Source organism: Nocardioides panacisoli, assembly GCF_019448235.1.
GTDB lineage: Bacteria > Actinomycetota > Actinomycetes > Propionibacteriales > Nocardioidaceae > Nocardioides > Nocardioides panacisoli_A.
Map to the genome: position 1 here is coordinate 1,430,026 of NZ_CP080409.1, position 25,038 is coordinate 1,455,063.

The 25,038-nt window shown below is 70.8% G+C and carries 25 protein-coding genes; 11 read left to right on the top strand and 14 right to left on the bottom strand.

Features of this window, described 5'->3' with window-relative positions; all coding sequences use genetic code 11:
* Positions 1 to 40 precede the first annotated feature (40 nt).
* The 3 genes from KUV85_RS07070 to KUV85_RS07080 all read right to left on the bottom strand — a co-directional run bounded on the left by KUV85_RS07070 (position 41) and on the right by KUV85_RS07080 (position 904).
* Positions 41 to 196 carry a hypothetical protein gene (locus tag KUV85_RS07070; protein WP_219962508.1) on the bottom strand — a complete coding sequence of 52 codons (156 nt, stop codon included), beginning with the start codon at positions 194 to 196 and terminating at the stop codon, positions 41 to 43.
* A 92-nt stretch (positions 197 to 288) separates the two neighbouring features.
* Complete coding sequence (locus tag KUV85_RS07075; RefSeq protein ID WP_219962509.1) at positions 289 to 495, bottom strand: heavy-metal-associated domain-containing protein; 207 nt, start codon at positions 493 to 495, stop codon at positions 289 to 291.
* 97 nt (positions 496 to 592) lie between these two features.
* Positions 593 to 904: a metal-sensitive transcriptional regulator gene (locus KUV85_RS07080; RefSeq protein ID WP_219962510.1), complete on the bottom strand. Its 312-nt coding sequence runs from the start codon at positions 902 to 904 to the stop codon at positions 593 to 595.
* 565 nt (positions 905 to 1,469) lie between these two features.
* Here KUV85_RS07080 and KUV85_RS07085 point away from each other — a divergent pair.
* The 3 genes from KUV85_RS07085 to KUV85_RS07095 all read left to right on the top strand — a co-directional run bounded on the left by KUV85_RS07085 (position 1,470) and on the right by KUV85_RS07095 (position 6,551).
* Complete coding sequence (locus tag KUV85_RS07085; RefSeq protein WP_219962511.1) at positions 1,470 to 3,050, top strand: FMN-binding glutamate synthase family protein; 1,581 nt, start codon at positions 1,470 to 1,472, stop codon at positions 3,048 to 3,050.
* A gap of 25 nt (positions 3,051 to 3,075) precedes the next feature.
* Positions 3,076 to 4,800, top strand: a complete 1,725-nt coding sequence (locus KUV85_RS07090; RefSeq protein ID WP_219962512.1) for a thiamine pyrophosphate-dependent enzyme — start codon at positions 3,076 to 3,078, stop codon at positions 4,798 to 4,800.
* 707 nt (positions 4,801 to 5,507) lie between these two features.
* On the top strand, positions 5,508 to 6,551 hold the full coding sequence (locus tag KUV85_RS07095; RefSeq protein WP_219962513.1) for a hypothetical protein: 1,044 nt from the start codon (positions 5,508 to 5,510) through the stop codon (positions 6,549 to 6,551).
* 144 nt (positions 6,552 to 6,695) lie between these two features.
* Here KUV85_RS07095 and KUV85_RS07100 read toward each other — a convergent pair whose 3' ends face one another.
* Both KUV85_RS07100 and KUV85_RS07105 read right to left on the bottom strand, forming a co-directional pair.
* A complete protein-coding gene (locus tag KUV85_RS07100; RefSeq protein ID WP_219962514.1) occupies positions 6,696 to 7,343 on the bottom strand; it encodes a cation transporter in 648 nt (215 codons plus the stop codon).
* Entirely contained in the window at positions 7,340 to 7,696 is a 357-nt protein-coding gene (locus KUV85_RS07105; RefSeq protein WP_219962515.1) for an ArsR/SmtB family transcription factor, read from the bottom strand. Before KUV85_RS07105 ends, KUV85_RS07100 begins: the two co-directional genes overlap by 4 nt.
* Before the next feature lie 52 nt (positions 7,697 to 7,748).
* Here KUV85_RS07105 and KUV85_RS07110 point away from each other — a divergent pair, with 52 nt between their 5' ends.
* Positions 7,749 to 8,351, top strand: coding sequence for a class I SAM-dependent methyltransferase (locus tag KUV85_RS07110; protein WP_219962516.1), 603 nt, complete (start codon positions 7,749 to 7,751; stop codon positions 8,349 to 8,351).
* Positions 8,352 to 9,042: 691 nt separating this feature from the next.
* Positions 9,043 to 10,500, top strand: a complete 1,458-nt coding sequence (locus KUV85_RS07115) for an FAD-dependent monooxygenase (protein ID WP_219962517.1) — start codon at positions 9,043 to 9,045, stop codon at positions 10,498 to 10,500.
* Positions 10,501 to 10,512: 12 nt separating this feature from the next.
* Here the strand turns inward: KUV85_RS07115 and KUV85_RS07120 are convergent, their stop codons facing one another.
* Positions 10,513 to 10,938 carry a DUF6069 family protein gene (locus KUV85_RS07120; RefSeq protein WP_219962518.1) on the bottom strand — a complete coding sequence of 142 codons (426 nt, stop codon included), beginning with the start codon at positions 10,936 to 10,938 and terminating at the stop codon, positions 10,513 to 10,515.
* Positions 10,939 to 11,175: 237 nt separating this feature from the next.
* Positions 11,176 to 12,084: a LysR family transcriptional regulator gene (locus KUV85_RS07125; protein ID WP_219962519.1), complete on the bottom strand. Its 909-nt coding sequence runs from the start codon at positions 12,082 to 12,084 to the stop codon at positions 11,176 to 11,178.
* Positions 12,085 to 12,245: 161 nt separating this feature from the next.
* Between KUV85_RS07125 and KUV85_RS07130 the strand changes: the two genes are divergently transcribed.
* Positions 12,246 to 13,610, top strand: coding sequence for an MFS transporter (locus KUV85_RS07130; protein ID WP_219962520.1), 1,365 nt, complete (start codon positions 12,246 to 12,248; stop codon positions 13,608 to 13,610).
* Positions 13,607 to 14,359 (top strand): SDR family NAD(P)-dependent oxidoreductase, encoded by a 753-nt coding sequence (locus KUV85_RS07135; protein WP_219962521.1) that lies wholly within the window; start codon positions 13,607 to 13,609, stop codon positions 14,357 to 14,359. The genes KUV85_RS07130 and KUV85_RS07135 overlap by 4 nt, the downstream gene beginning before the upstream one ends.
* 108 nt (positions 14,360 to 14,467) lie before the next feature.
* Here KUV85_RS07135 and KUV85_RS07140 read toward each other — a convergent pair whose 3' ends face one another.
* A complete protein-coding gene (locus tag KUV85_RS07140) occupies positions 14,468 to 14,713 on the bottom strand; it encodes a hypothetical protein (RefSeq protein ID WP_219962522.1) in 246 nt (81 codons plus the stop codon).
* 58 nt (positions 14,714 to 14,771) lie between these two features.
* Positions 14,772 to 16,739, bottom strand: coding sequence for an aconitate hydratase (locus KUV85_RS07145; RefSeq protein WP_219962523.1), 1,968 nt, complete (start codon positions 16,737 to 16,739; stop codon positions 14,772 to 14,774).
* A gap of 109 nt (positions 16,740 to 16,848) precedes the next feature.
* On the opposite strand from KUV85_RS07145, the gene KUV85_RS07150 reads away from it, so the two are divergent.
* Positions 16,849 to 17,835 (top strand): LLM class F420-dependent oxidoreductase, encoded by a 987-nt coding sequence (locus KUV85_RS07150; protein WP_219962524.1) that lies wholly within the window; start codon positions 16,849 to 16,851, stop codon positions 17,833 to 17,835.
* Positions 17,832 to 18,503, top strand: coding sequence for an HAD family hydrolase (locus tag KUV85_RS07155; protein WP_219962525.1), 672 nt, complete (start codon positions 17,832 to 17,834; stop codon positions 18,501 to 18,503). The genes KUV85_RS07150 and KUV85_RS07155 overlap by 4 nt, the downstream gene beginning before the upstream one ends.
* 169 nt (positions 18,504 to 18,672) lie before the next feature.
* Here KUV85_RS07155 and KUV85_RS07160 read toward each other — a convergent pair whose 3' ends face one another.
* The 3 genes from KUV85_RS07160 to KUV85_RS07170 form a co-directional block, all read right to left on the bottom strand.
* Positions 18,673 to 18,984, bottom strand: coding sequence for a DUF7218 family protein (locus KUV85_RS07160; RefSeq protein WP_219962526.1), 312 nt, complete (start codon positions 18,982 to 18,984; stop codon positions 18,673 to 18,675).
* An 82-nt stretch (positions 18,985 to 19,066) separates the two neighbouring features.
* The gene (locus KUV85_RS07165; protein WP_219962527.1) at positions 19,067 to 19,600 is read right to left on the bottom strand and encodes a 2'-5' RNA ligase family protein; all 534 of its coding nucleotides are present in this window, start codon (positions 19,598 to 19,600) and stop codon (positions 19,067 to 19,069) included.
* Positions 19,597 to 21,123 carry a sulfatase family protein gene (locus KUV85_RS07170; RefSeq protein WP_219962528.1) on the bottom strand — a complete coding sequence of 509 codons (1,527 nt, stop codon included), beginning with the start codon at positions 21,121 to 21,123 and terminating at the stop codon, positions 19,597 to 19,599. The genes KUV85_RS07165 and KUV85_RS07170 overlap by 4 nt, the downstream gene beginning before the upstream one ends.
* Before the next feature lie 68 nt (positions 21,124 to 21,191).
* Between KUV85_RS07170 and cobT the strand changes: the two genes are divergently transcribed.
* Both cobT and KUV85_RS07180 read left to right on the top strand, forming a co-directional pair.
* The gene (gene cobT, locus KUV85_RS07175; RefSeq protein WP_219962529.1) at positions 21,192 to 22,229 is read left to right on the top strand and encodes a nicotinate-nucleotide--dimethylbenzimidazole phosphoribosyltransferase; all 1,038 of its coding nucleotides are present in this window, start codon (positions 21,192 to 21,194) and stop codon (positions 22,227 to 22,229) included.
* Positions 22,229 to 22,996 (top strand): adenosylcobinamide-GDP ribazoletransferase, encoded by a 768-nt coding sequence (locus KUV85_RS07180; protein WP_219962530.1) that lies wholly within the window; start codon positions 22,229 to 22,231, stop codon positions 22,994 to 22,996. Before cobT ends, KUV85_RS07180 begins: the two co-directional genes overlap by 1 nt.
* Positions 22,997 to 23,041: 45 nt before the next feature.
* Here the strand turns inward: KUV85_RS07180 and KUV85_RS07185 are convergent, their stop codons facing one another.
* Positions 23,042 to 23,572 (bottom strand): bifunctional adenosylcobinamide kinase/adenosylcobinamide-phosphate guanylyltransferase, encoded by a 531-nt coding sequence (locus KUV85_RS07185; protein ID WP_219962531.1) that lies wholly within the window; start codon positions 23,570 to 23,572, stop codon positions 23,042 to 23,044.
* On the bottom strand, positions 23,565 to 25,028 hold the full coding sequence (locus KUV85_RS07190; RefSeq protein WP_219962532.1) for an RNB domain-containing ribonuclease: 1,464 nt from the start codon (positions 25,026 to 25,028) through the stop codon (positions 23,565 to 23,567). The genes KUV85_RS07185 and KUV85_RS07190 overlap by 8 nt, the downstream gene beginning before the upstream one ends.
* Positions 25,029 to 25,038 lie beyond the last annotated feature (10 nt).

The following is a 25,038-nucleotide window of genomic DNA, read 5'->3' on the forward strand; positions in this document are numbered from 1 at the left end:
GGTCTCCTCGAAGATGGGTTGTGTGCGGGGTCCCGTCTGGTCAGTGGCTGCTGCCGGGGTTCGGGTCGGTGATGTGTGTCGACTCATGGTCGGACGTGGGTCCGATCGGGCCGACAGCGTTGCCGACGCCGATGGCGACGGTGAGAACGACGGCGAGCATCACGATGAAGCCGACGAGCTTGCCAACTGGATTCACGGGAGGCGGTCTCCTGACCTGTGGTTGTCGCCAGGGAAGGCTGTGCGGTGACCTGGAGCGACCTTGGGTCACCGCACAGCGACTGTTGGGCGTCAGTCCGCGATCTCGTAGCCAGCTTCCGCGACCGCTCCGCGGACGCTGCCGTCGTCGATCGGAGCATCGCCGGTCACGGTCATCGTGCCCGTGTCGAGGTCGACGGCGACGTCGGTGACGCCCGCCACCTCGCTGACCTCTTCGGTGACTGAACTGACGCAGTGCCCGCAGGTCATGCCGACCACGGTGTAGGTGGCTGTGCTCATCGGATTGCTTCCTTTCGTTGCCTGTGCCGAACGTTTGCCATCGCCGGCTGTGGGTCACTCCTCGGCCTCGAGAGGAGGGCCGAAGACCCGGGGTTGGTCAGGTGGACCGCACCAAGCGCGCGATCGCCTCCGAGGCTTCGCGCACCTTCTCGTCGACATCGCTGCCGCCGCTCGCCGCCGCGTTGACCACGCAATGGCTCAGGTGCTCCTCCAGAAGCCCCAGCGACACCGATTGCAGCGCCTTCGTCATGGCTGAGACCTGGGTGAGGATGTCGATGCAGTACTTCTCCTCTTCGACCATCCGCTGCAGACCACGAGCCTGACCTTCGATGCGCCGAAGCCGCCGCAGGTAGGCGTCCTTGCTCTGGATGTAGCCACGCTCGGTGGCGTCATCGGAGTCCGTGCTCATGGGCGTGTGATTCCTTTCTGTGCAACTCACCGAGCCGACGCGGTGCAGACGACCGTCGACCACTCGACTCACGACAACACTATACCCCCCTACGGTATTCAGCAAGACCCTCCGAGGCCACCGAAGGCCAAGGGCACGACACGGGACCAGGTGCAGACACGCACAGTCCGTCACGTTACGTACTATCTAGGGTAGTATGTCCGGCGAGGTTGCCACCTCGGTGGGTGCCCGACTTCCCCAATCTCGGGCACCCACTCCCCCTGCCCCGTCGTTTCGTCCACGACGAGGAAACAAGCTGATCGTGATGCCTCTACGGGATCGTTCTCGCCGCAACCCTTGTCGGCAGCACTGCCGCTACTCACCATCCGACAGCCATCACCAAGATCACGTTTCTCGCAGGCAACATGTGCCACGAAATCGGGGCGGCCGCGGTGTTCGAGAGCCGCGACGCGGTGAAACCGAAGGAGCTCGGCACCGACCGGGTGTGGCACGTGGACCCGGCGAAGCGCACGCGAGAGTCCAAGCCTGATTCTGGCGACTGAGCGAGGCTCCTAGACTCCGAAGGGTGTTGCGTTTCTACCTTTTCGGGGTCCTGGCTTTCCTCGCGGTGGTTACCGTCTTTGCCGGCGCGGTGGGCGGGCTGGCCTGGTGGTTGCTGGTGGCCGTGACAGGTGCCCTGCTCGTGCTCGGCATTTATGACGTGGTCCAGACCCGGCACTCGATCCTGCGCAACTACCCGATCCTGGGGCACGTGCGCTATCTGCTGGAGGGGATCCGGCCCGAGTTGCAGCAGTACTTCATCGAGCGCAACTACGACGGTCGCCCCTTCGACCGCGACACCCGCACGGCGATCTATCAACGGGCCAAGGGCACTAAGGGGCAGCATCCCTTCGGCACCGAGCGCGACGTCTACCGGATCGGCTACGAGTACCTCGTGCACTCCGCCCATCCCAAGCCCCGGATGGAGGTGACCCCCTCGGTCCGCATCGGTGGCCGCGACTGCGCCCTCCCTTACGACATTGCCCTGGCCAACATCTCCTCGATGAGCTTCGGGTCGCTGAGCTCGCATGCCGTGGAGGCGATGAACCGCGGCGCCGCGGCCGGTGGCTTCGCGCACGAGACTGGCGAGGGCGGGATCTCGCCGTACCACCGGCACGGCGGTGACCTGGTGTGGGAGATCGGGTCGGGCTACTTCGGGTGCCGCACACCTGACGGCCATTTCGACGAGCAGCAGTACGTCGACGTCGTCCGCGACGAGCAGGTCAAGATGACCAGCATCAAGCTGAGCCAGGGCGCGAAGCCGGGGCTCGGCGGCGTACTCCCGGGGGCGAAGGTGAACCGCGAGATCGCCGCCACCCGTGGGATCCCCGTCGGGGAGACGTGCGTGTCGCCGCCCTACCACTCGGCCTTCGGCACCCCGCGGGAGTTGCTGCACTTCGTCGCCCGGCTGCGTGAGCTCTCCGAGGGGCGACCGGTGGGATTCAAGCTCTGCGTCGGCTCGCGGGTCGACGTGCTGGCCATCGCCAAGGCGATGGTCGCCGAGGACATCCGGCCGGACTTCATCGTCGTGGACGGCGCCGAGGGTGGCACCGGTGCGGCACCGCTGGCCTATCAGGACCACGTGGGCATGCCGCTGACCGAGGGGTTGATGACCGTGCACGAGGTGCTCACCGGAGTCGGTCTGCGCGAGACCATCAAGATCGGCGCCGCCGGCAAGGTGACCGACGGCATGGACATCGTCAAACGGCTCATCCAGGGCGCCGACTACACCCTCTCCGCGCGGGCGATGATGATGGCCGTGGGGTGCATTCAGGCCCAGACCTGTCACACCAACACGTGTCCGGTAGGTGTCGCCACCCAAGATCCCAAGCGCGTGCGGGCGCTCCACGTGCCGTCCAAGGCCGAACGGGTGACCCGCTACCAGGACGGGATCGTCGTGCAGGCCACCCAGGTGCTCGCCTCGATGGGACTGGACTCCTTCGACCAACTGGCGCCGCGCATGCTGCGTCGCCAGATCGACCACGGGAAGGTCGCCAGCTACGCCGAGCTCTTTGATCGGCTCGAGCCCGGCCAACTGCTCGACAACCCGCCGCCGGCGTGGCGGGAGGAGTGGGAGGCCGCGACGGCCGACCGCTTCACGCCCTGACGGCTGACCAACGAAAGGACACCGCATGAGCACTGTCGCGGAGATGATCGTCGAAGCGCTCGACGAACACGGCGTACGCACTGTGTGGGGCATCGTCGGTGACGCACTCAATCCCTTCTCCGACGCGATCCGGCGCAACGACGGCGTCGACTGGGTCGGCGTCCGGCACGAGGAGGTCGCCGCCTTCGCGGCCGGAGCACAGGCCCAGCTGACCGGCCGCGTCGGCGTGTGCATGGGCACCGTCGGCCCCGGCGCGATCCACCTGCTCAACGGCCTCTACGACGCCCGGAAGTCACATGCGCCAGTCCTGGCCATCGTCGGCCAGGTGCCCCGGGAGGAGATCGGCTCGGACTTCTTCCAGGAGGTCGACAACGACGCGCTGTTCGCCGACGTCGCCTCGTGGACGCGCACGGTCACCGAGGTGGCACAAATGCCTCACCTGCTCGAGGAGGCGGTCAATGCGGCCTATGAGCGTCCCGGTGTCGCGGTGCTCTCCGTGCCCGGCGATGTCGGCGGACTCGACCTGCCGCGCCACACCGAGCCGCCGCGCTTCGCCCGGCCGGCCCGTCCCTCCGCGGCCGCACCCGACGCCGTCTCCGAAGCGGCGGCAGTGCTGCAGGACGCCGAACGGGTCACGCTCCTGGTCGGTCAGGGAGCCCGTGAAGCTCGTGAGCAGGTTCTAGCTCTCGCTGAACGTCTTCAGGCGCCCATGGTGCTGTCGTTGAAGGCCAAGGACGGCTTCGACGACGACAACCCTTACGAGATCGGGCAGTCCGGCCTGATCGGCAACCCTGCGACGGCCGAGGCGTTCGCCTCCTGTGACGTGCTCTTCCTCCTCGGCACCGACTTCCCTTACCGAGAGTTCCTGCCCGACGACGTCACCGTCATCCAGTTGGACAGCAGGGTCGGCCACATCGGCCGGCGTACGCCGGTGGCCCACCCGCTCGTCGGCGACACCGCCGCCACACTCGATGAGTTGCTCCCACTGTTGGCGGCGCAACAGAGTGGTCGCCATCTCGCTGCCGCGCGGCGCATCTATCAGGAGTGGGGCAAGGCGCAGGCCAGACTGGCCGATCCGGCCCACGACGAGACACTGGCCGGTCGAGTCCGCAGCACTGTGGACAACCCCGACGATCGCATTCGGCCCGAGGTGGTCGCTGCTGCGCTCGAGCGTCACGCCGCGCCCGATGCTGTCTTCACCACCGACACCGGCATGCCGACGGTGTGGTTGTCGCGGTTCATCCGGATGACCGGCGATCGGCGCCTACTCGGCTCCTACAACCTGGGGTCGATGGCCAACGCGATGCCGCAGGCCCTGGGCGTGCAGGCCCTGGAACGAGAACGCCAAGTGATCGCACTGTCGGGCGATGGTGGCATCACGATGCTATTGGGCGACCTGCTCACCGCGGTCACCTACGAGCTGCCGATCACGGTGGTGGTGTTCAACAACGAGCGATTGGGCATGGTCAAGCTCGAGATGGAACAGGTCGGCATGCCGGAGTTCGGAACCCAGCTGGATCACCCCGACTTGGCAGGCGTGGCGCGTGCGATGGGATGGCACGGCGTGCGGGTCACCGACCCCAAGGACGTCGATGGTGCGATCGCCGACGCCGTGGCCCATCCGGGGCCGGTGCTGCTCGACGTGCTCATCAATGCCGACGAGGTCGCCGTGCCGAGCAGGCCCACCCTCGAGCAGGGCTGGGGCTTCGCCATTGCCAAGACCAAGGAGTTCCTGACCAGCCGCGAGTAGGACTCAGGCCCCCAGAAGTCGCTCTTGCCTCCGGCCGACCATGCGCAACGTGCCTTGTAGTCGGCTCATGGCCTCGGCGACCTGCGTGCCCTCGACGACGCGGAGTTGGGTCAGGTCGGACTCGAACACCTCGACCTGGCCCAAACGTTGACAGCGGAAGTTCATGGGCGATGGCTGGAGTCGAGGGATCTGGGAGCGACTCTCGGCCAGGCGGTCGAGTTGGCCACCACCAGATACCGGTGGCCCGGAGCGGCACGGTCAAGCGCGGAGCCAGTGACGTCGTAACGCGCGTGACCACAGCGGGACCCCCACGTGGCCGCAGCGCTCCCGCCGTCCCCCCAGAGCGGTGGGATCGCTGCGGCCTAGTCCGAGCACCAAGGCGGAGCCACTCGGGAACCTTCAACCGGAGCGGCCGACCTCAGGTTATCGGTTGAATGTTCAATATGTCGACGAGTTACACGATCCGGGCCCAGCAACCCGGAGCCACCGGTAGTGCGCGGCGACCCACAGCCTTGGCGCCGGCGTCGGGTTGAGGTGTCGGATACGGGACCATCGCGCCGAAAGCGGATCGGCGAGCGGGACTACCGTCCAGGTCTCGCCATGAGCGGTGGAGTCCTGCCGTGGCATCTGACCGTGGCGGGCACGCCTACACCCGGCCCCCAGGATGACGGCGGGCGGGTGTCGGCGCCGTCGCCTACATTCGAGCCATGAAAGGCGAGCGAGTCGAAGACATCGGTCTGGTGGGCGACCAATTTGACGATCTGAACCGGCAGTTCTTCAACGCCCGGCATGCCCCCCACGTGTTCTTAAAGCACCGTCTCCAGGGTGCGCTGCTGATGGGTGACGGGGGCGAGCACGTGCAAGCGGCCCTGGATGCTGGGGTGCAGGTCGGCGAACTCCGAAGTAGAGGGGACATGCGCGCCGGCAGCGCGTCGGAGGACGAAGCCGAGCAGGATCGCGTGCACTTCGCCGCCCTCGAGGCCATCGTGCTGTTCCACCACGCAGCCGAGACGTTGCTGCGGCTGGTGTTGGCGCTCGAGAACGGCGCGGCATGCCCGTGGCTAGAGGTCGCACGACTCAAGCAGCCCGGGGCGTACTCCGGCAGGGTCAAGGAACTCCGCAGCCGCCTTCGCGACGATGCCACCCAGGACAGGCTCGCGCGGATCTTCTACGGTCGCCGCGACCGGAACTCTCCACCGGACAATGTCCCGACGGAGGCATGGACCACCTCGATGGAGGGCGTCACGGTCCTTCTGGACGAGTGCTGCGCGAAGCTCGACGGCGAGGCTCCGTTATACAACTCTGCCAAGCATGGCCTCAGTGCCGTTCCCGGGAACACAGCGATGCAGCTCGGCGACCGGGACGAGCCCGTCCTCTCCGCGAGCGGACCATCTATCACTCTCCTTGAGGCTACGACCGACTCCCAGGTCGGACGAAAGCGCTGGCGCCAGACCACCCACTGGGTCTCGCCGGACCGGAGGCTCGCCCTCACATTCGTGGTCATTCAGCAGATCGAGAACCTCTGGACGGTTGCTCGGCACCGTTACCTGCGCATGGACGGCTCGAGCCCGCTCGCGCCGCTGCCCGTAGACAAGATCGACCAGCTCCTCAACCCGCCCCTCGAAGCGGACGGGCCCGGTTACCGCATCACCGTCGAGACCATGGGAATGGGGTTGCTGTACGAGAACGACACCCCGGCAATCAAGCAGCGGCTGGAGGCCGCCGCCCGGCGCAATCGCAAACGGCGCTGACCACCTTCGAGGACGCCGCGCGACCTGACTTCGAGCGCTGCGCGCTTAACCGGCGTCCCGCACGCGGATCCGTCTATGGAACATACGGCAGTTAGGGGTGCGGTTGGTGGCGCTGTGACGGCCATCCCGGGCTCAAACCTGTTGTCAGTTCGCGTCATCTTGGCCCTCCACCAGTTCGCCTTCCCAAGCCTCGCGGCCTTCGTGGATGGCGAAGAGCGCGATGACGAACCCGGCAACGGGATCCAGCCAGGCGGCACCGGTGATCTGGAACAGCCCGACGGCGAGCAGGGTAGAGATGCTCAACAGCACACAGATGCGAGTCTCGGCGGCGTCGGCCAGGATCAGTTGGTCCCCGCCCAACGCCAACGCGACCCGCTTCTTGGCGGCGGCCAGCACCGGCATCACGATCACCGACGCAGCCAGCAGCACGATGGCCACCGGTGAACTCTCGGGGGCCTCGCCCTCGACCAGACTGCGGATGCCCTCGAAGGTGACATAGGCGGCCAGGAGAAAGAACGTCAACGCGACCATCCGCAGCGCGCGGCGCTCCTTGGCCTCATCGGCCACGCCGTGGCGAAGGCGGGCCGACAGACGTAGCGCCACCAGCACGCCGGCGATGGACTCGATCGCGGAGTCGATGCCGAACCCGACGACCGACACGAGCCCGGCCAGTAGGCCCGCGGTAATGGCGACCGCGCCTTCGATGACGTTGTACGCGACGGTGAACTGCGCCAACCGCATGCCGCGGCGGGTCAGTCTTTCGGTGTCTGCCGGGGTCACGGTGCCGCTCATACGGTCGCCCTCCGCGATTGGACGGTCTGGCTGCCGTAGTTGGGACACAGGGTGACCTGCTCTCCGGTGAGCGCCAGCAGGGCCTCCGCGGCGCGCAGGAAGTCGAGCAACTCGGGGTAAGCCAGGGCGTAGAAAACCTGTCGTCCGGCGGCGCGGCTGGTCACGAGGTGACAGTCGCGTAGGCACGCCAGGTGTGCCGAGATGGTGGATTGCGCCAGGCCCAGGTCGCTGACCAGGTCAGTTACCCGCGCCTCCCCGTGTGCCAGTCGTTGGATGATCCCCAGGCGGGTGGGGTCCCCCAGGGAGCGGAACAGGGCAACCCCTGCTGCCGGAGATGTGGTATCAATCGTCATATCCCGATGATAACCGGTCATCGACGATCAATAGGCGGAGGTACACATGTTGATGAACCGGCTTGAGACCATGGCGGTCAACAGCCCGCCACGCCGAGCACTTCAGCGGTACGTCGAGACGCCGATCCTGCGTCGACTGGGCGGTCGCGCCGCAGGGGCCCACGCGCTGGAGATCGGCTGCGGTTCCGGGTATGGCAGCAAGCTGATCCTGGACCAGTTCGGCGCGGCCAGCCTCGACGCCATCGACCTAGATCCGGCGATGGTGGAGCGAGCGCGACGACGGTTGCACCGCTATGGGGACCGGTCCCGCGTCGAGCAGGGCAGCGTCACCGACCTCGTCACGGTCGCGGGCAGCACCGAGCCCGTCTATGACGCCGTGTTCGACTTCGCGATCATCCACCACATCGACGACTGGCGCGCCGCACTGCACGAGGTGTGGCGCGTGCTCAAACCAGGCGGGAGGCTCTACTTCGTCGAGGTCACCGCCACCGCCCTCGCCCGACCCAGCTACCGCCGGCTGTTCGACCACCCCGAGCACGACCGGTTCTCCGCTGGCGAGTTCCTCGCCGGACTGAACAGCGCAGGGCTGGATGTCGCGGAGCGGTGGACCACGATCGTTGGTGGCGACTACCTCCTGGGCGTGGCCCACCGCTAGGCCACAACCATTGGCGCTCGCCAGCCGCGAGGTTCGAAAGCGCCCGAGCGGCCACGTCACTCCGCGAGAGTCGGGTGTTGTTTGAGCGGCACCGTCCCGCAAGCGAACCACCAACGGCGCCCACCGCATCAACAGGCGGGAGTGATGGCTGAGGCGTCCCGTATGCCCTGTCCGGTGCATTCACCGGGACCGGAGGGCTATCCGGAGCGATAGCCCTCGGCGGTTGGAAGAGCCAAGTCCGTGCAACGCGGACCAGCCAACTCCCGACGCTCTACTGTCCGCAAACTGTCCGCAAGATTTCCCCTTCTCACCATCAACAGCCATTAGCCAGAATCACGTTTTCGCAGGTCAGGTGGCATGTGACACCAATGACCACCACCCACCACCCAGGCGGGGCTACTCTCCGGCTTACAGGCCGGCCCGTCCCCGCGCTCGCCTCGCGCCGACTCGACGTGGTTTCACCGACGGGAACCTGCCGACGCCGTCAGCATGTAGGCCCTGAACGGCGTCGAGGAGTGGGGGCCGAGCGACCACTGCCGCGTCGCCATCTCGGTCGATCTCTGACGCGGAACTCGCCCCTCTCAGTTACAAGGTATAGCGGCAGGTGGGGCTTGCCGCAAGGCCCCGGTGGTGCCTCAGAATCAGCCGCTGGACCGGGCGCATCGGGCGTCCGCGGGAGCGAGGGGGACCCATGCACGACGTGATCATCGCCGGAGGCGGACCGACCGGCACGATGCTCGCCAGCGAGCTGCGGCTGCACGACATCGACGTACTCCTCCTGGAGCGCGACACCGAGCCGATGCGGATGGTGCGCTCGCTCGGGCTGCACATGCGCAGTATCGAGATCATGGCGATGCGGGGACTGCTCGACCGGTTCCTCGAGCACGGGCAGACCTACCCGCTCGGGGGCACGTTCGCCGGCATCAGCAAGCCGCTCCCCCAGCCGCTGGAGTCGCGGCACGCGCACATCCTCGGGATCCCGCAGCCCACCACCGACCGGCTCCTCGCCGAACGCGCCGTCGAGCTCGGCGCCGAGCTCCGCCGCGGGGCCGAGGTCGTCGCGCTCAACCAGGACGACGACGGCGTCACCGTCGAACTCGCCGACGGCAGGTGCGAGCGGGCGGCGTACGTCGTCGGGTGCGACGGCGGACGCAGCACCGTCCGCCGGCTCCTCGGCATCGACTTCACCGGCGATCCGCCACGGCAGGAATGGCTGCTCGTCGAGGCCGAGCTCGAGGCCACCGAGGAGGACATCGCCGACGCGATGGCCGCGGGACGACCCCTCGGGCTCATGTTCGGGCCCTCGCCCCACGAGGCCGGCGTCCACCGGTTCGTGATGACCACCGACGCCCCCGTCGAGGACCGCAGCGTCGCGCCGACGTTCGAGGAGTTCGTCGCACGCCTCCGCGCGACCGTCGGCGGCGACCTCGGGGTCCACTCCCCCCGCTCGGTGTCCCGGTTCGGCGACGGCACCCGGCTCGCCGAGCGCTACCGCGACGGCCGCGTGCTGCTCGCCGGCGACGCCGCCCACGTCCACGCCCCCATCGGCGGACAGGGCCTCAACCTCGGCATCGCCGACGCCGTCAACCTCGGCTGGAAGCTCGCCGCCACCCTCCACGGCAGCGCGCCCGCCGGACTGCTCGACACCTACGAGGCCGAACGCCGCCCCGCCGCCGACGACGTCCTCGCCGCCACCCGCGCCCAGAGCGAGCTCGTCTGGCCCAACGGCGACGTCTTGGCCGTACGCCGCCTGCTGGCGGACCTCATGGACATCGACGAGGTCAACCTCCGCCTCACCGAGATGACCACCGGCACCGGGGTCCGCTACGACTGCGGCGACGGGCACGCGTTGCTCGGGAAGCGGATGCCGGACCTGGAACTCGAGGACGGCTGGCTCTACGACCGAATGCACCGTGGGCGGGGGTTGCTCGTCGATCCGGTCGGGCTCGGGGTGGGGGCGTGGGCGGCTCGGGTCGAGGTGGTCCCGGTCTCGACAAGCTCGACCAACGGCGGGGTGGGCCAGGTGGTCTCGACAGGCTCGACCAACGGTGTATCGATCCTGGTGCGGCCGGACGGGCACGTGGCGTGGGTCGGGGACGACCGGGCCGGGCTCGAGGCCAGCCTGGAGTGCTGGTTCGGCCCGGCCTGATCGGGGCATTCGTCAGCGGGTCGTCGCCAGCCGCCCGGCGAGGACTGGGATGACGATCGCGGCGGCGACCACGTGGAGCGCCATCAGGGTCACCGCGCTCAGGGCGTCGAAGCCGACCATCACGTCCGGGACGCACGACAGCACGGTCAGCGCGACCGTCGTGCGGACGAAGGTCGAGCGGGGGCGACGGGCGCGCCGCGCCAGTACGGCCGCCAGTCCGACGCCGACCAGCGAGAAGACGAAGGTGAGCTGGGTGAAGCCCAGCAGCGGGATGCTCTCGCCGGTCTCGCCGGCGAAGCTCACGCCCGCGGCGGACGCAGCGGCCGCCAGGACGGTGATGATCGCCGCGGCTGCGGCTGACACCGCCAGTCCGGCGCGCCAGACGGGTCGGCGGGTCTCGGTGACGGGTGCGGTGGAGGTGGGGTACGTCGTGGTCATGTCGATCTCTTGAGGGGGTTGGAAGCCGCGTGGTGGCGGCTCGTTCTGTCCTCTCCACGAACGGGGTGGGTGGGAATCGACAGGTCTCGACAGGCTCGACCAACGGGATCGGCTCGGGGGTCTCGACACGGCTCGCTGGCGCTCGCCGGCTCGACCAGCAAGGTCGGTCGGGTGGATCGGCCCGGAAGGTCTCGACAGGCTCGACCAACGGTGGGGCGGCTCGACCAGCGAGAAGCGCTACTCGGTGGGGACGAGCATCGGGCGGGAGCGGGCGACCTGGGCGCGGAGGGCCTCGAGGACGGCGACGACGGCGGGGCGGCGCCAGGCCTCGGGGCGGACGACGGCCCAGTAGGGCAGACGCTCGCGGAGCTGCTCGGGCAGCAGGCGGACCAGGTCCGGATGGCGGTCGGCGCAGAACGCCGGAAGGAAGCCCACGCCCGCGCCGGCGCGGGTCGCCTCGACGTGGACGAAGACGTTCGTCGAGGTCAGCGAATCACGGATGCCGGGCAGCAGCCGCCGTGGCGCGTCCAGGTCGTCGACCTGCAGCATCGAGTCGACGAAGTACACCAGCCCGTGGCCGGCCAGTTCGGAGACCGACGACGGAGTGCCGTGACGCGCCAGGTAGTCGCGGGCGGCGTACATCCCCAGCTCGTACTCCCCCAGCCGGAACGCCCGCGCCCGCTCCACCTGCGGCTCCCCCACCACCACCTCGATGTCGGTGCCCGACCGGTGCGAGGCCGCCCGCCGCGTCACCGTCACCAGCTCCGCCGACAGGTCCGGGTGCTCCTCGCGCAGCGCCGCGATCGCCGGCGAGGCGACGTACGCCGCGAAGCCATCCGTCGTCGTCAGCCGCACCACGCCCGCGACCGGGTCCGCGTCGCCGTCCTCGCCCAGGCCCGCCATCGCGTCCGACACCGACTCCGCCGCTCGGGCGGCCCGCTCCCCCAGCGCGGTCAGCTCCCAGCCGTCCGCGCCCCGCACCAGCAATTTGTCGCCCAGCGCCCGCTCCAGCGCGCGCACGTTGCGCGCCACCGTCGTGTGGTTGATCCCCAGCCGGTGCGCCGCCGTCGTGTAGCGCCCCGTCCGGGCGACCTCCAGCAGCACCAGCAACTGGTCCGGGGACACCGGCGAGACGGGCGTGGCCATCACGCCAACCTAGCCCTGATCTGCATTCGTGCACATCCCGGCTGCCTGATTGGTTGTTGTGCGCACATCGGCGACCCGGCAGCATCCTCAAGGTCAGATGTGGCCGACGCCACACCGCGCGCCACACCGGCCCGCACATCCGCCAACTCGGGAGGACCCCCATGAGCACGGCCCCATCCCCCACCCCGTCGGGCGCGGAGGACGCCTCGCTGCTCCGGCGTACCGTCTCGGCCTCCATGGCCGGCACCGTCGTGGAGTGGTACGACTTCTTCCTCTACGCCACCGCGGCCGCCCTGGTCTTCAACAAGGTGCTCATGCCGCCCAGCGACAACGAGTACGACGCCATCATCGCCGCGTTCGTCACCTACGCCGTCGGCTTCCTCGCCCGCCCCCTGGGTGGCATCGTCTTCGGCCACATCGGCGACAAGCTCGGCCGCAAGCACACGCTGCAGGTCACGATCATGATGGTCGGCATCGCCACGGTCCTGATGGGCTGCCTGCCGACGTACGACTCCATCGGCATCGCCGCGCCGATCATGCTGGTCGTGCTCCGCTTCATCCAGGGCCTCGCCCTGGGTGGTGAGTGGGGCGGCGCCGTGCTGCTCGTCTCCGAGCACTCCCCCAACCACAGCCGCGCCACCTGGGCCGCCTGGCCACAGGCCGCCGTCCCGGTCGGCAACCTGCTCGCGACCGCCGTGCTGTGGATCATGTCCACCACGCTCTCCGACGCCGAGTTCCTCAGCTGGGGCTGGCGCATCGCGTTCCTGCTGTCCGCGGTCGTCGTGGTCGTGGGCTACTGGATCCGCACCACCATCACCGACGCCCCGATCTTCGAGGAGGCCAAGGCCGACCTCGAGGAGGGCAAGGCCTCCAGCTACGGCGTCATCGACGTCGTCCGGCGCTACCCCCGCGGCGTGCTGACCGGCATGGGGCTGCGCTTCGGCGAGAACATCATGTACTACCTCGTCGTCAGCTTCTCCATCGTCTACCTCGGCACCGGCCTGGGCATGGACACCTCCGACATCCTCGGCGTCATCGCCATCGCCCACGCGTTCCACTTCTTCGTGATCCTGTGGGTCGGGCGCATGGCCGACAAGTTCGGCCGCCGCCCCGTCTACCTCGCCGGCGCCCTCCTGGGCGGCACTTGGGGCCTGTGGGCCTTCCCTGCCTTCGGCACGGAGAGCACCACCGTCGCGCTGCTGGTGATCATGGTCGGCCTCGGCTTCCACGCCCTGATGTACGCCGGGCAGCCGGCCATCATGTCGGAGATGTTCCCGACCCGGATGCGCTACTCCGGCGTCTCCATCAGCTACCAGGTGACCTCGATCGTCGCCGGGTCGCTGGCGCCGGTGCTCGCCACCACCTGGCTGCGCAACACCGGCTCCTGGTGGCCGACCGCGATCTACCTGCTGGTCGCCTGCAGCATCACCACCGCGGCGGTGCTCAGCCTCCGTGAGACGCGCGGCATCTCGCTGCGTGAGGTCGACGCCCAGGACCGCGAGCACCACACGGCGGTCGCCCGATGACCGAACCCACCCTGGCCGGACGCCGCGCCCTCGTCACGGGGGCGGCGTCCGGCATCGGGGCCGCCTGTGCCCGCGAGCTCGCCGACCGGGGCGCCCACGTCACCCTCGCCGACGTCGACCCCGACCCCACCAAGCGCCTCGCCGACGAGCTCGGCGGCGAGGCCTGGGTCGTGGACCTCGCCGACACCCACGCACTGGACGACCTCACCCTCGAGGTCGACGTGCTGGTCAACAACGCCGGCGTCCAGCGGGTCAACCCTGTCGAGTCCTTCGTGCCCGACGACTTCCGCTTCATCCACCGGCTCATGGTGGAGGCGCCGTTCCTGCTGATGCGGGCCGCGCTGCCGCACATGTACGCCGGCGGCTGGGGCCGGATCGTCAACCTCTCCTCGGTGCACGGACTCGTCGCGTCGCCGTACAAGAGCGCCTACGTCTCGGCCAAGCACGCTCTGGAGGGGCTGTCGAAGACCGTCGCGCTGGAGTCCGGCGACCGCGGCGTCACGAGCGTGTGCATCAACCCGGGCTACGTGCGGACACCGCTGGTCGAGGCCCAGGTCGCCGACCAGGCCCGCGCCCACGGACTGGCCGAGGAGGACGTCGTCGCCGACGTGCTGCTCGCACCGGCCGCGATCAAGCGGCTCGTCGAGCCCGACGAGGTAGCCTCGCTGGTCGGGTGGGTCACCGGTCCCGACGGGAGCATGGTCACCGGGAGCTCCTGGACCATGGACGGGGGCTGGAGCGCCCGGTAGGGCGTGCGCTGCGGGTGCGGGTGGTCTCGACACGGCTCGCTGGCGCTCGCCGGCTCGACCAGCAAGGTCGGCTCGGGCCTCGCCGGCTCGAACGACAAGACGGCGAGGTCAGGCGCCGTTGGTGGTGTGGTGGTCCGCGGCGGCGTCGGCGGGAACGGCGAAGCGCTGCCGCCGGCCGGCGCGGACCACCAGTCCCTCGGCCAGCGCCGTGCGCAGGGCCGCGCGGAAGCGGCCCGCGCGCCACCGCTTGGCGCCGACCTCGTACTGCAGGGCCGCCGCACCGAGGGGGCCGCGCTCGCGCAGTGCGCTCACGATCGCCTCGATCTCGCGGTCCGGGCGTCGCCCGATGATCATGTCCAGCCCCGTCCTCTCGTTCAGTGGGTCACACGGTCAGTACCCACCGCACGAGGAGTCATTCCTCGTCCGTGGTGCGGTTGCGCAGCTGCGGCACCAACCCGCCGTCGAGTAGCACCTCGAGCTGGCGCGGCGAGAGCCGGTGCCGCACGGCGTACGTCGTGCCCTGGGTGGTGTTGTGCAGCTCCAGCTCGTCCTGCTCCAGCGCCGCCCGGACACCGTCGAGCCGGAGCCGGTCCCCCACCTCGACCGCGGCGTGGTCGGCCGGGTCGACGAACTCGACCGGCAGCACGCCGAAGTTGACCAGGTTCTGCCAGTGGATGCGGGCGAACGACTCCGCGACCACCAGTCGCAACCCGAGATAGCGCGGCGCCAGCGCCGCGTGCTCACGCGAGGACCCCTGGCCGTACGTCGCGCCGCCGACGATCGCGTGACCACCGTCCTCGGCGACCTCGAGCGCCTTGCGCGCGTAGTCGGGGTCGACGTCGCGGAAGGCGAACTCGGCCAGCTTCGGGATGTTGCTGCGGAACGGCAGCGCGTCCGCCCCGGCCGGCATGATGGTGTCGGTGGAGATGTTGTCGCCGACGTCGATGAGCACCGTGGTCTCCACCGTGTCGGGGTAGGCCTCGAAGTCGGGCAGCTCGGCGATGTTGTCGCCCTTGACCAGCGCGACCTCGGCAGCCTCCTCGGGCGGCGGGGGCGCCAGCAGCATCTCGGTGTTGACGCTCGCCTCGCTCGGCAGCTCCACGCCCCAGGTCAGCCCCAGCTCCTCGGCGAGCCGGCGCGGATCGGTGATCTCGCCGGTCAGCGCCGACGCGGCCGCGGTCTCCGGGGAGCAGAGGAAGACGTGGTCGTCCGGCGTGCCGGACCGTCCGGGGAAGTTGCGCGGCATGGTGCGCAGGCTGTTGCCGTGGCTCGTGGGCGTCTGACCCATGCCGATGCAGCCCAGGCAGCCCGACTGGTGCAGCCGCGCACCGGCGCCGATCAGGTCGAACGTCGCGCCCATCCTCGTCAGGTCCTGCAGGATCTCCCGCGAGGTCGGGTTGATGTCGAAGGAGACCCGGTCGTCGGTCTGGCGTCCCTTGACCATCGCTGCGGCGATCGCGAAGTCCCGCAGGCCCGGGTTGGCCGAGGACCCGATCACTGCCTGCTCGATCTCGGTGCCGGCCACCTCGGTCACCGGCACGACCTTGCCCGGCGAGCTCGGCAGCGCGATGAGCGGCTCGAGCGATCCGAGGTCGATCTCCTCGGTGACGTCGTACGTCGCGCCCTCGTCGGCGACCAGCTCGCGGTAGTCGTCCTCCCGGTGCTCGGCGGCGAGGAACTCCCGCACGCGCTCATCGGAGGGGAAGACCGAGCTCGTGGCGCCCAGCTCGGCGCCCATGTTGGCGATCACGTGCCGGTCCATCGCCGTCAGGGTCGCGACCCCGGGACCGTGGTATTCGATGACCCGGTTGGTGCCGCCCTTGACGTCGTGGCGGCGCAGCATCTCCAGGATGACGTCCTTGGCGCTCACCCACGGCGGCAGCTCGCCGGTCAGGTGCACGCCCCACACCTGGGGCATCTGCAGGTGCACCGGGTCGCCGGCGATCGCCTGCGCTACCTCGATGCCACCGAGACCGATGGCGAGCATCCCGAGCGATCCCGCCGCCGGGGTGTGGCTGTCGGAGCCGGCCAGCGTCGCGCCGGGGACGCCGAAGCGCTGCATGTGCGTGGGGTGGGAGACGCCGTTGCCGGGCTTGGAGTACCAGATCCCGAACCGCTGGCAGGCCGAGCGCAGGAACTCGTGGTCCTCGGCGTTGCGACTGCCCGACTGCAGCAGGTTGTGGTCGACGTACTGCACCGACACGTCCGTGCGGGCACGGTCCAGACCCATCGCCTCGAGCTCGAGCATCACCAGGGTGCCGGTGGCGTCCTGGGTGAGCGTCTGGTCCATGTGCAGCCCGATCTCGGTGCCCGGCTCGAGCGCGCCGGCGACCAGGTGGTCGGCGATCAACTTCTGCGTGACGTTGCGCGCGCTGGACATACCCCAGTCCTACCCGATCTCCGGGCGGTCGAACCCCCATCGGTGGGCGAATTCTTCGCGTCAGGGACTCCTCGGGATTGATCGTCGGCGGATCGGGTACTGCGCGCGCATGACGAACTTCGGTTACACGCTGATGACCGAGCAGAGCGGGCCGCGCGAGCTCGTGCGGTACGCCGCCGCGGCCGAGGAGGTCGGCTTCGACTTCGAGGTCATGAGCGACCACTACTCGCCGTGGCTGACCGAGCAGGGGCACGCGCCGTACGCCTGGAGCACGCTCGGCGCGGTCGCGCAGGCCACCTCGCGGGTGGGACTGATGAGCTTCGTGACCTGCCCGACGATGCGCTACCACCCCGCCGTCGTCGCGCAGAAGGCCGCGACCATGCAGCTGCTCGCCGAGGGGCGGTTCACCCTCGGCCTCGGCAGCGGGGAGAACCTCAACGAGCACGTCGTCGGCCACCGCTGGCCGGCGCTGCGCGAGCGGCAGGACATGCTGCGCGAGGCCGTGGAGATCATGCAGCGCCTCTTCAGCGGCGATCTGGTCGACCATCACGGGGAGCACTTCCAGGTCGACTCCGCGCGGCTGTGGGACCTGCCCGAGGAGCCCGTCGAGATCGGGCTCGCCATCTCCGGCGAGCGCAGCATCGCCAACCTCGCCCCGCTCGCCGACCACCTCATCGGCGTCGCGCCCGATGCGGACCTCATCCGGCGATGGAACGCCACCCACGGCGCACCGCAGGTCGGCGGCTCCGCCCGCGCCGTCGGGCAGATCCCGATCTGCTGGGACCCCGATGAGGACGCCGCGGTCGAGCGCGCCCACGAGCAGTTCCGCTGGTTCGCCGGCGGCTGGGCCGTCAACGCCGACCTGCCCACGCCGGCCGGGTTCGCCGGCGCAACCTCCTTCATCCGGCCCGAGGACGTCGCCGCCAACATCCCCTGCGGTCCCGACCTGGACCACATCGTGGCGAAGGCCTCGGCCTTCTGGGAGGCCGGCTACACCGACGTCGCGCTGGTCCAGATCGGCGACGAGAGCCAGGACCGGTTCCTCGCCGAGGCCGCCGGGCCGCTGCTGGAGAAGCTGCGGGAGGCCGCCGCGTGACCCTCACCGACGCCGACCTCGCCGTGCTGCTCGACGTCGACGGCACGCTGATCGACTCGACCTACCACCACGCCCTGGCGTGGCAACGGGCCTTCACCCGTCACACCACCCCACCGCCGATGGCGCGGCTGCACCGCGCCATCGGGATGGGCGGCGACAAGCTCGTCGCCCACGTCACGAGTCAACAGACCGAGGACCGGCTCGGCGACCAGTTGCGCGCCGACTGGCGCGAGGAGTACCTCCAGCTCCGCGGCGAGGTCGCCGCGCTGCCCGGGGCCGCCACCATGGTCGCCGAGATCGCCGACGCCGGACACCGCGTGGCGGTCGCCTCCTCCGGCGACCCACAGTTCGCGCAGGACGCCGTGGACTTCCTCCGCATCGGCGACCACCTCGAGCTCGTGCTGAGCTCGGCGGACGTCGACGCCTCCAAGCCCGAGCCCGACCTCGTCGGCGAGGCCCTCGCGCGACTGGGCCACCCGGCGTACGCCGTCATGGTCGGCGACACCGTCTACGACGTCGAGGCCGCTCGTCGGGCCGACATCCCTTGTGTCGCCCTGCTCAGTGGTGGGTTCGGGCTGGACGAGCTCGAGGAGGCCGGGGCCGCCTGCATCGTCGAGCACCCCGTGGACCTGTGTGGCGTCGACTGGTGGGACGTCGCGCGGAGCTGAGGGTCCCGGCCGCCGCCGGGTCTCGACACGGCTCGCTGGCGCTCGCCGGCTCGACCAGCAAGGCAGGTCGGGCGTGGACGTCCACCAAGGTCTCGACACGGCTCGACCAGCAAGGCGAGTCGGGCGTGGACGTCGACCGAGGTCTCGACGAGCTCGACCACCGATGGAGTCAGTGGCGGCGGAGGGCGTCGATGAGCTCGGACTTGCGCATCGAGGAGCGGCCCGAGATGCCGATCTCGGCGGCGCGCTCGCGGAGCTCGTCGACCGTCCAGTCGTCGTACGCCGGGGCCTCGCCGCCCTTGCGGCCCACCTCCTGGCGACCCTCGTCGGCGCTGGCGTTGGCGATGCGGGCCGCCTTCTCCTTGCTCGCGCCCTCGTCGCGCAGGGCCTCGTAGGTCTCGGGGTCCTTCACGCTCGCACGCTGCTGGCGCTCCTGCTCGAGCTTCTTCTGCTTCTTCTTCTCCTTGCGCTTCTTGCCCATGGCGCGATCCTTCCTCGGGGACGGGGTTCGTGTCACGTCGTGCGACCGGCGCGTCAGTACCCACTGGCGCCGCGGTCAACCCTCACCCGCCCAGTGGCCACGTCCCGCGGACGTGGCAGTTGCCCTCCTCGTACCAGTGCAGCTCGAGTCGCTCGGCACGACAGGTGACCGGCAGCAGGTCACCGAGCGCGGCACGCGTCGAGTCGAGGGTGATGCCCGGCGCCTCGTGGTCCAGCGTCAGGTGCGGGACGGCGTCGTACCGGCCGCCGTAGGGCACGGTCCCCGGGTACGTCGCCACCAGCCGGTCGGTGAGCGCGGTGAAGGGACCGCTCGGCTCGGGCGGGAGGTGGAGGCAGCCGTTGGGGAACGCCGCGACCTCGGCCAGTGTGAAGTCGAACGGCGCGGTCACCGCCGCCACCGCGGCCAGCCGCTCCGGAGCGGGCGGTCCCGAACGCCGCGCCCACGCCGCGGTGAACGGCGCGAGCGCGGTGACGTGCGCATGGGTGAAGGCCGGGTCGCTCGCCACCCACGCAGGCGCGTGGTGGTGCCACCGGCCGCGCACGAACCCCTCCAGCTCCGGGACCGGCACGACCAACACGTGGTGGCCGGCGCTCACTCCCCCACGCCCGGGTTGCAGGCCCGTGCCCCCGCACAGGTCTCGAGCTCGTCCAGCTCGGCCAGCAGGTCCTCCCGCCACGCCTCCTCCGCCCGCGACGTGGTGCCGTCGAGCTGGTGCGGGTCCTCGGCGAGGTCGTAGGTCTCCACGTGGTCGTTCCAGTAGCGCAGCAGCACGCGGCCGTCGGCGGTGCGGATGCCGGTGTACATCCGGTCGATGTCGGGCTTGGGCCACCCGCCGGCCTCCAGCAGCAACCGCCGGTCCGCGGCGTACGCCGGGTCGTCGACGACGCGCTGCAGGTCCAGCCCGTCCTGGCGCAGCCCCGGCTCCGCCCCGGCCCGGCGCAGGAAGGTCGCGGGCAGGTCCACCAGCGAGACCGGCTGGTCACGTTCCTCGCCCGCCGGGATGCCGGGACCGGCCACCAGCAGCGGCACCCGGATGGAGTCCTCGTAGCCGAAGATCTTCTGGTTGCGCTGGCCGTGCTCACCGAGCAGGTAGCCGTTGTCGCTGGTGAAGACCAACAGCGTGTCGTCGAGCTCGCCCTCCTCGCGCAGCCGCTGCACCACCTGGGCGACGGCGTCGTCGACGGAGAGCAGCGACTCGCGGCGCTGCTGGTAGGCCGCGGTCATCCCGGCGGTGGTGAACCGCTTGGACAGCCGCTGCTGGAACCACCACTCGTTCTTGTCCGAGAGGTCGCGCTCGGGTCGGTTCGGCTTGTCCGGCAGCGGTTTGCCGAACCGGCCGCGGTACTCGTCAGCGACGTTGGGCGTCTTCTGCTGCGGCGGGTCGTCCGGCTCGCGCGGGGTGCCGACGTGCGGGGCCAGGAAGGAGCCGTAGAGGAAGAAGGGCACGTCCTCGGCGGCGTACCTGCCCACCAGCTCCGACATCTGGTCGGCCTGCCAGTCGGTCTGGTACTGCCGGTGCCGCCGGACGGTGCCGTTCTCGTTGACGTTGAACCGGCGGTAGTTGTACGGCTGCCAGACCGGGACGTACCAGTCGTCCCACCCCGGGTCGATGTGGGTGACGTCGCCCTCGACCGGGTAGCCGTTGAACCACTTGCCCACGATGCCCGTGCGGTAGCCCGCCTCCTGCAGCCACTGCGGCATCGTGCTCGAGGCGTCGAAGGCGGAGTAGCCGCCCCAGGGCGGCTCGTTGCCCAGCACGCCGTGGTTGTGCGGCAGCTGGCCGGTCATCAGCGTCGCGCGCATGGGGCAGCACAACGGGTACTGCGCGAACGCCCTGGTGAAGGTGACACCGCGGTCGCCGATCAGCCGCCGCGTCTGCGGCATGACCGCCATCTCCTCCAGGGTCTGGTCGTCGGTGAGGAAGAGGACGATGTTGGGCTTCTGCTGCCCCTGCGGCGTGGGCTCGACCGACCGCGAGGCCGGCGGCGTGCCCGAGGGCAGGGCCTCCTCGCTCCGCTCACTCGGCCCGGCGGACTCGCCGTCGCCGGCGCTGCTGCAGGCGGTCGCCACGAGCAGCACCACCAGGGTCCCGAGAAGCCACCGGCGCAGGTACGACACGGGCTGAGTCAACCAGCATGCGTGCGGGCGGTCGGCGCGGCTCGCCGCCGGGGCTAGAGTGCGGCGGCGTGACGACCTCTGCCGTGACCCCGCCCGACGCCGCCGCCGCGGCCGCCGCCACCGAACGGCTCGCCGGCCTCGCCACTCCCGCCGGTGCGCTCGGTCGGCTGGGCGACCTGGGCGTGTGGCTCGCGGCGACCCAGGGGCAGGTCCCGCCGGCGCCGCTGGACGTCGTACGGCTGGTGATCTTCGCCGGCGACCACGGCGTCGCCCAGCACGGCGTCTCCGCCTATCCCCCGGCGATCACGGGCGCGATGGTGCGGACCTTCGTCGCGGGCCGCGCGGGCGTCAACGCCCTCGCCGCCACCCACGGCGTGCAGGTCCGCGTGCTCGACCTGGGCGTCGACGACGACCTCGCCGACGTGCCCGCGGCCGTGGGCGCACACAAGGTATGCCGCGGCTCCGGCGCGATCCACCTCGAGGACGCGCTCACCCCGGCCGAGACCCGGCAGGCACTCGACGCCGGCCGCACCGTGGCCCGGGAGGAGATCGACGCCGGCGCCCAACTGCTGCTCTCGGGCGACATGGGGATCGGCAACACCACGCCCGCTGCCGCACTCGTCGCGGCGATGCTCGGCCTGCCGGCCGCGGAGGTCACCGGCCGCGGCACGGGTGTCGACGACGCGGCCCTGGCCCACAAGACGACCGTCGTGCAGCAGGCCCTGGACCGGATGGGCGAGCGCGTCGGCGACCCCGTCGACTGCGTGCAGGGGCTGGCGAGTGCCGACCTCGCCGCCACCGTGGGCTACCTGCTCGAGGCCGTCGAGGCCGGCGTACCGGTGCTGCTGGACGGCCTGATGTCGGTCGCCTGCGCCCTCGTCGCCGACCGGATCGCACCGGGCGCCGCGGCGTGGTTCGCCGCCGGCCACCGCTCCACCGAGCCCGCGCAGTCGCTCGCGCTGGCCAAGCTGGGCCTGGAGCCCGTGCTCGACCTAGGGCTGCGGCTCGGCGAGGGCTCGGGTGCCGTCGCGGCGGTGCCCGTGCTGCGCTCGGCCGTCGCCTGCCTGCGTGACGTGGCGCTGCTCAGTGAACTGATCGCCGAGTGATGCAGGTCGCCGACCTGGGCCGCAGCCTCCGCCTCGCGCTCGGCACCCTGACCGCGATCCCCGTGCCCGCCGTGCTGCGGGTGACCCCGGCCACCGCCACCGGGGCGATGCTGCTCGCGCCCGTGGCGGCGCTCCCGCTGGCCGTGCTGGCCGGTGGCGTCGTACGCGGTGGCGCCTGGGTGGAGCTGCCGCCGCTGGTGACGGGCTTCCTCGTCGTCGGGGTGCTCGCGCTCGGGTCCCGCGCGCTGCACCTGGACGGGCTCTCCGACGTCGCCGACGGCCTCACCGCCTCCTACGACCGCGCCCGGTCCCTGGAAGTCATGAAGGGCGGCACCGCCGGACCCGCAGGGGTCGCGGCGCTCGTCGTGGTGCTCGGGGTGCAGGCCACCGCCGTCGCCGAGCTCGCGGTGCTGGGCGACACCCCCGTCGCCGTCGTCATCGGTGCGGCGGTGTGCACCTCCCGTGCCGCGCTGTGGCTGGTGTGCGCACGGCCGGTGCCCGCCGCACGCCCCGACGGCCTCGGCGCCACCTTCACCTCACGCGTGCCGGTGCTGGTCGCGCTGCTGGGCTGGGTCGGGATCGCTGCCCTGGCCACGCTCGTCGCCCCGACCGCCGGCCCCGTCACCGTCGGCGTCGCCGCGCTGCTGGTGCTGGTGCTGATCGGCCGCGCCCGCGCCCGCTTCGGCGGGGTCACCGGTGACGTCTTCGGTGCCGCGATCGAGGTGGCGCTCGCGGTGCTGTTGGTCGGGGCCGCGGTCAGCGTCTGAGGTCGCCGTCCGCCGGGTCTCGACAGGCTCGACCACAAGGCGCGGTCAGAGGCGCAGGACGCGGCCGGCGACGACGAGGTGGACCTCGTCGGCGGCCGAGCCGATGCGCTGGTTGACCGTGCCCAGCAGGTCGCGGAAGAGGCGGCCGGACCGGTGGTCGGGGTGGACGCCCATGCCGACCTCGTTGGTGACCAGCACGGTGACCTCGGTGCGCGCCCGCAGCGCCTCGACGGCCGCGTCGACCCGGTCGACGACGAGCGCCTCCACCTCACCGGTGGGCGCCTCCCACAGCCCGGCCCCGTCGACGAGGGCGGTCAGCCAGGTGCCGAGGCAGTCCACGAGGACGGCCGAGGGCGTGGCGAGCGCCGCCGCGAGGTCGGCGGTCTCCACGGTCTCCCAGTGCTCGGGACGGCGTGCGCGGTGCTGCGCGATCCGGGCCGCCCAGTCCGCGTCGTCAAAGGTGGGCCCCGGCGCCACGTAGGTCACCGTCGGCGCACCGGCGAGCAGCTCCTCGGCGTGGGTGGACTTCCCCGACCGGACTCCCCCGGTCACCAGGACCCGCAGCGGCTCAGCCATGCTCGAACTCCACCCGTCGCGCGGCCAGGTCGGCGTCCACCAGCCGCACCGTGACGCTCTCGCCCAGGGGCAGGTCGGCCGTGCTGCCGGGGCGGCGGCGTACGCGCGCCTCGACGCCGAGCGACCCGATCACCACGACTCCCCGGTCGCCGTCGTCGTCGACCCGGACGATGACGCCGTCGTAGGCCTGTCCGACGTGGTCGCGCAGCACCGCCGCCTCGAGCAGGTTGACGACCTGGCTCTCGTAGGCGCCCGCACGGCGGGCGGAGTCACGCAGGGTCTCCGGCAGGCCGGGCAGCGCCTCGCGCACCCAGTCCGGCACCGGCTCACCGGCACACAGGGCGACGCAGGTCTCCAGGGCGTAGCGGTCGCCGAGCCGGCGCAGCGGGGCGGTGACGTGGGCGTACTCCGCCGCGATCGCCTCGTGGCGGGTCTGCTCCGGCAGCTCGCCGTCGAAGGCGTGGTAGCCGCTGCCGCGCAGCAGCCGGGTGCAGGCGGCGGTCATCGCCTGGTGGGCGGGCCGGCTCGGGTCCAATGAGCGGATGAACTCCGCATGGGTCCAGTCGGCGGGCCACGACACACCGAGCCCCTTCGCGACCCGACGCAGCTCGGTCACGTCGCGCGGGTCGGCCTCGGGCAACGTGCGCAGGATCCCGACCCCTCCCTGGAGCATCAGCCGTGCGGCCGCGATGCCGGTCAGCAACGAGACCTGGGCGTTCCAGCCCTCCACCGGCAGGCTCTGGCGGAACTCCAACCGGAAGTGCCCGTCCTCCTCCACGACCTCCTGCTCGGGCAGCGGCAGCGAGATGCCGCCCCGGGCGGTCTCGACGTCCTCGCGCAGCGGCCCGATCTCGGCGAGGAGCTGCAGCGTCTCCCCCGCCGAGCCGTCGGCGATCGCCGCGTGCGCCTCGGCGTACGTCCACCGCGCCACGGACCGGACCAGCGCCCGCTCGACGTGGACGTCGGTGATGGCGCCCTTCGCGTCGAGCGCGATCCGCCACACCAGCGCCGGCCGCACCCGGTCGGGCAGCAGGGAGGCGGCGTCCTCGGACAGCTCCGGCGGGTGCAGCGGGATCCGCCGGTCGGCGCCGTAGAGCGTCTCGCCGCGTCGGTGGGCCTCGCGATCGATCGCCCCGTCGGGTGCGACGTACGCCGCCACGTCGGCGATCGCGTACTCCACCAGGTAGCCGTCGCCCTCGCGGGAGAGGTGCATCGCCTGGTCCAGGTCCATCGAGCCGGGCGGGTCGATGGTCACGAACCCGACGTCTGTCAGGTCGCGCCTGGCCGCGTCCGGCGACTGGTCGGATCCGTCGCGGCCCCGGGCCGCCTCGGCCGCTGCGGCCCGCACCTCCTCGGGGAAGGCAGCGGGCAGGTCCAGCTCGTCCTCGATGCGGGCCAACCCCTCGCGCAGGGCCGGCGACTCGCTGCGGATCCGCACCACGACGTTGCTCGGCATGGCTCCGAGA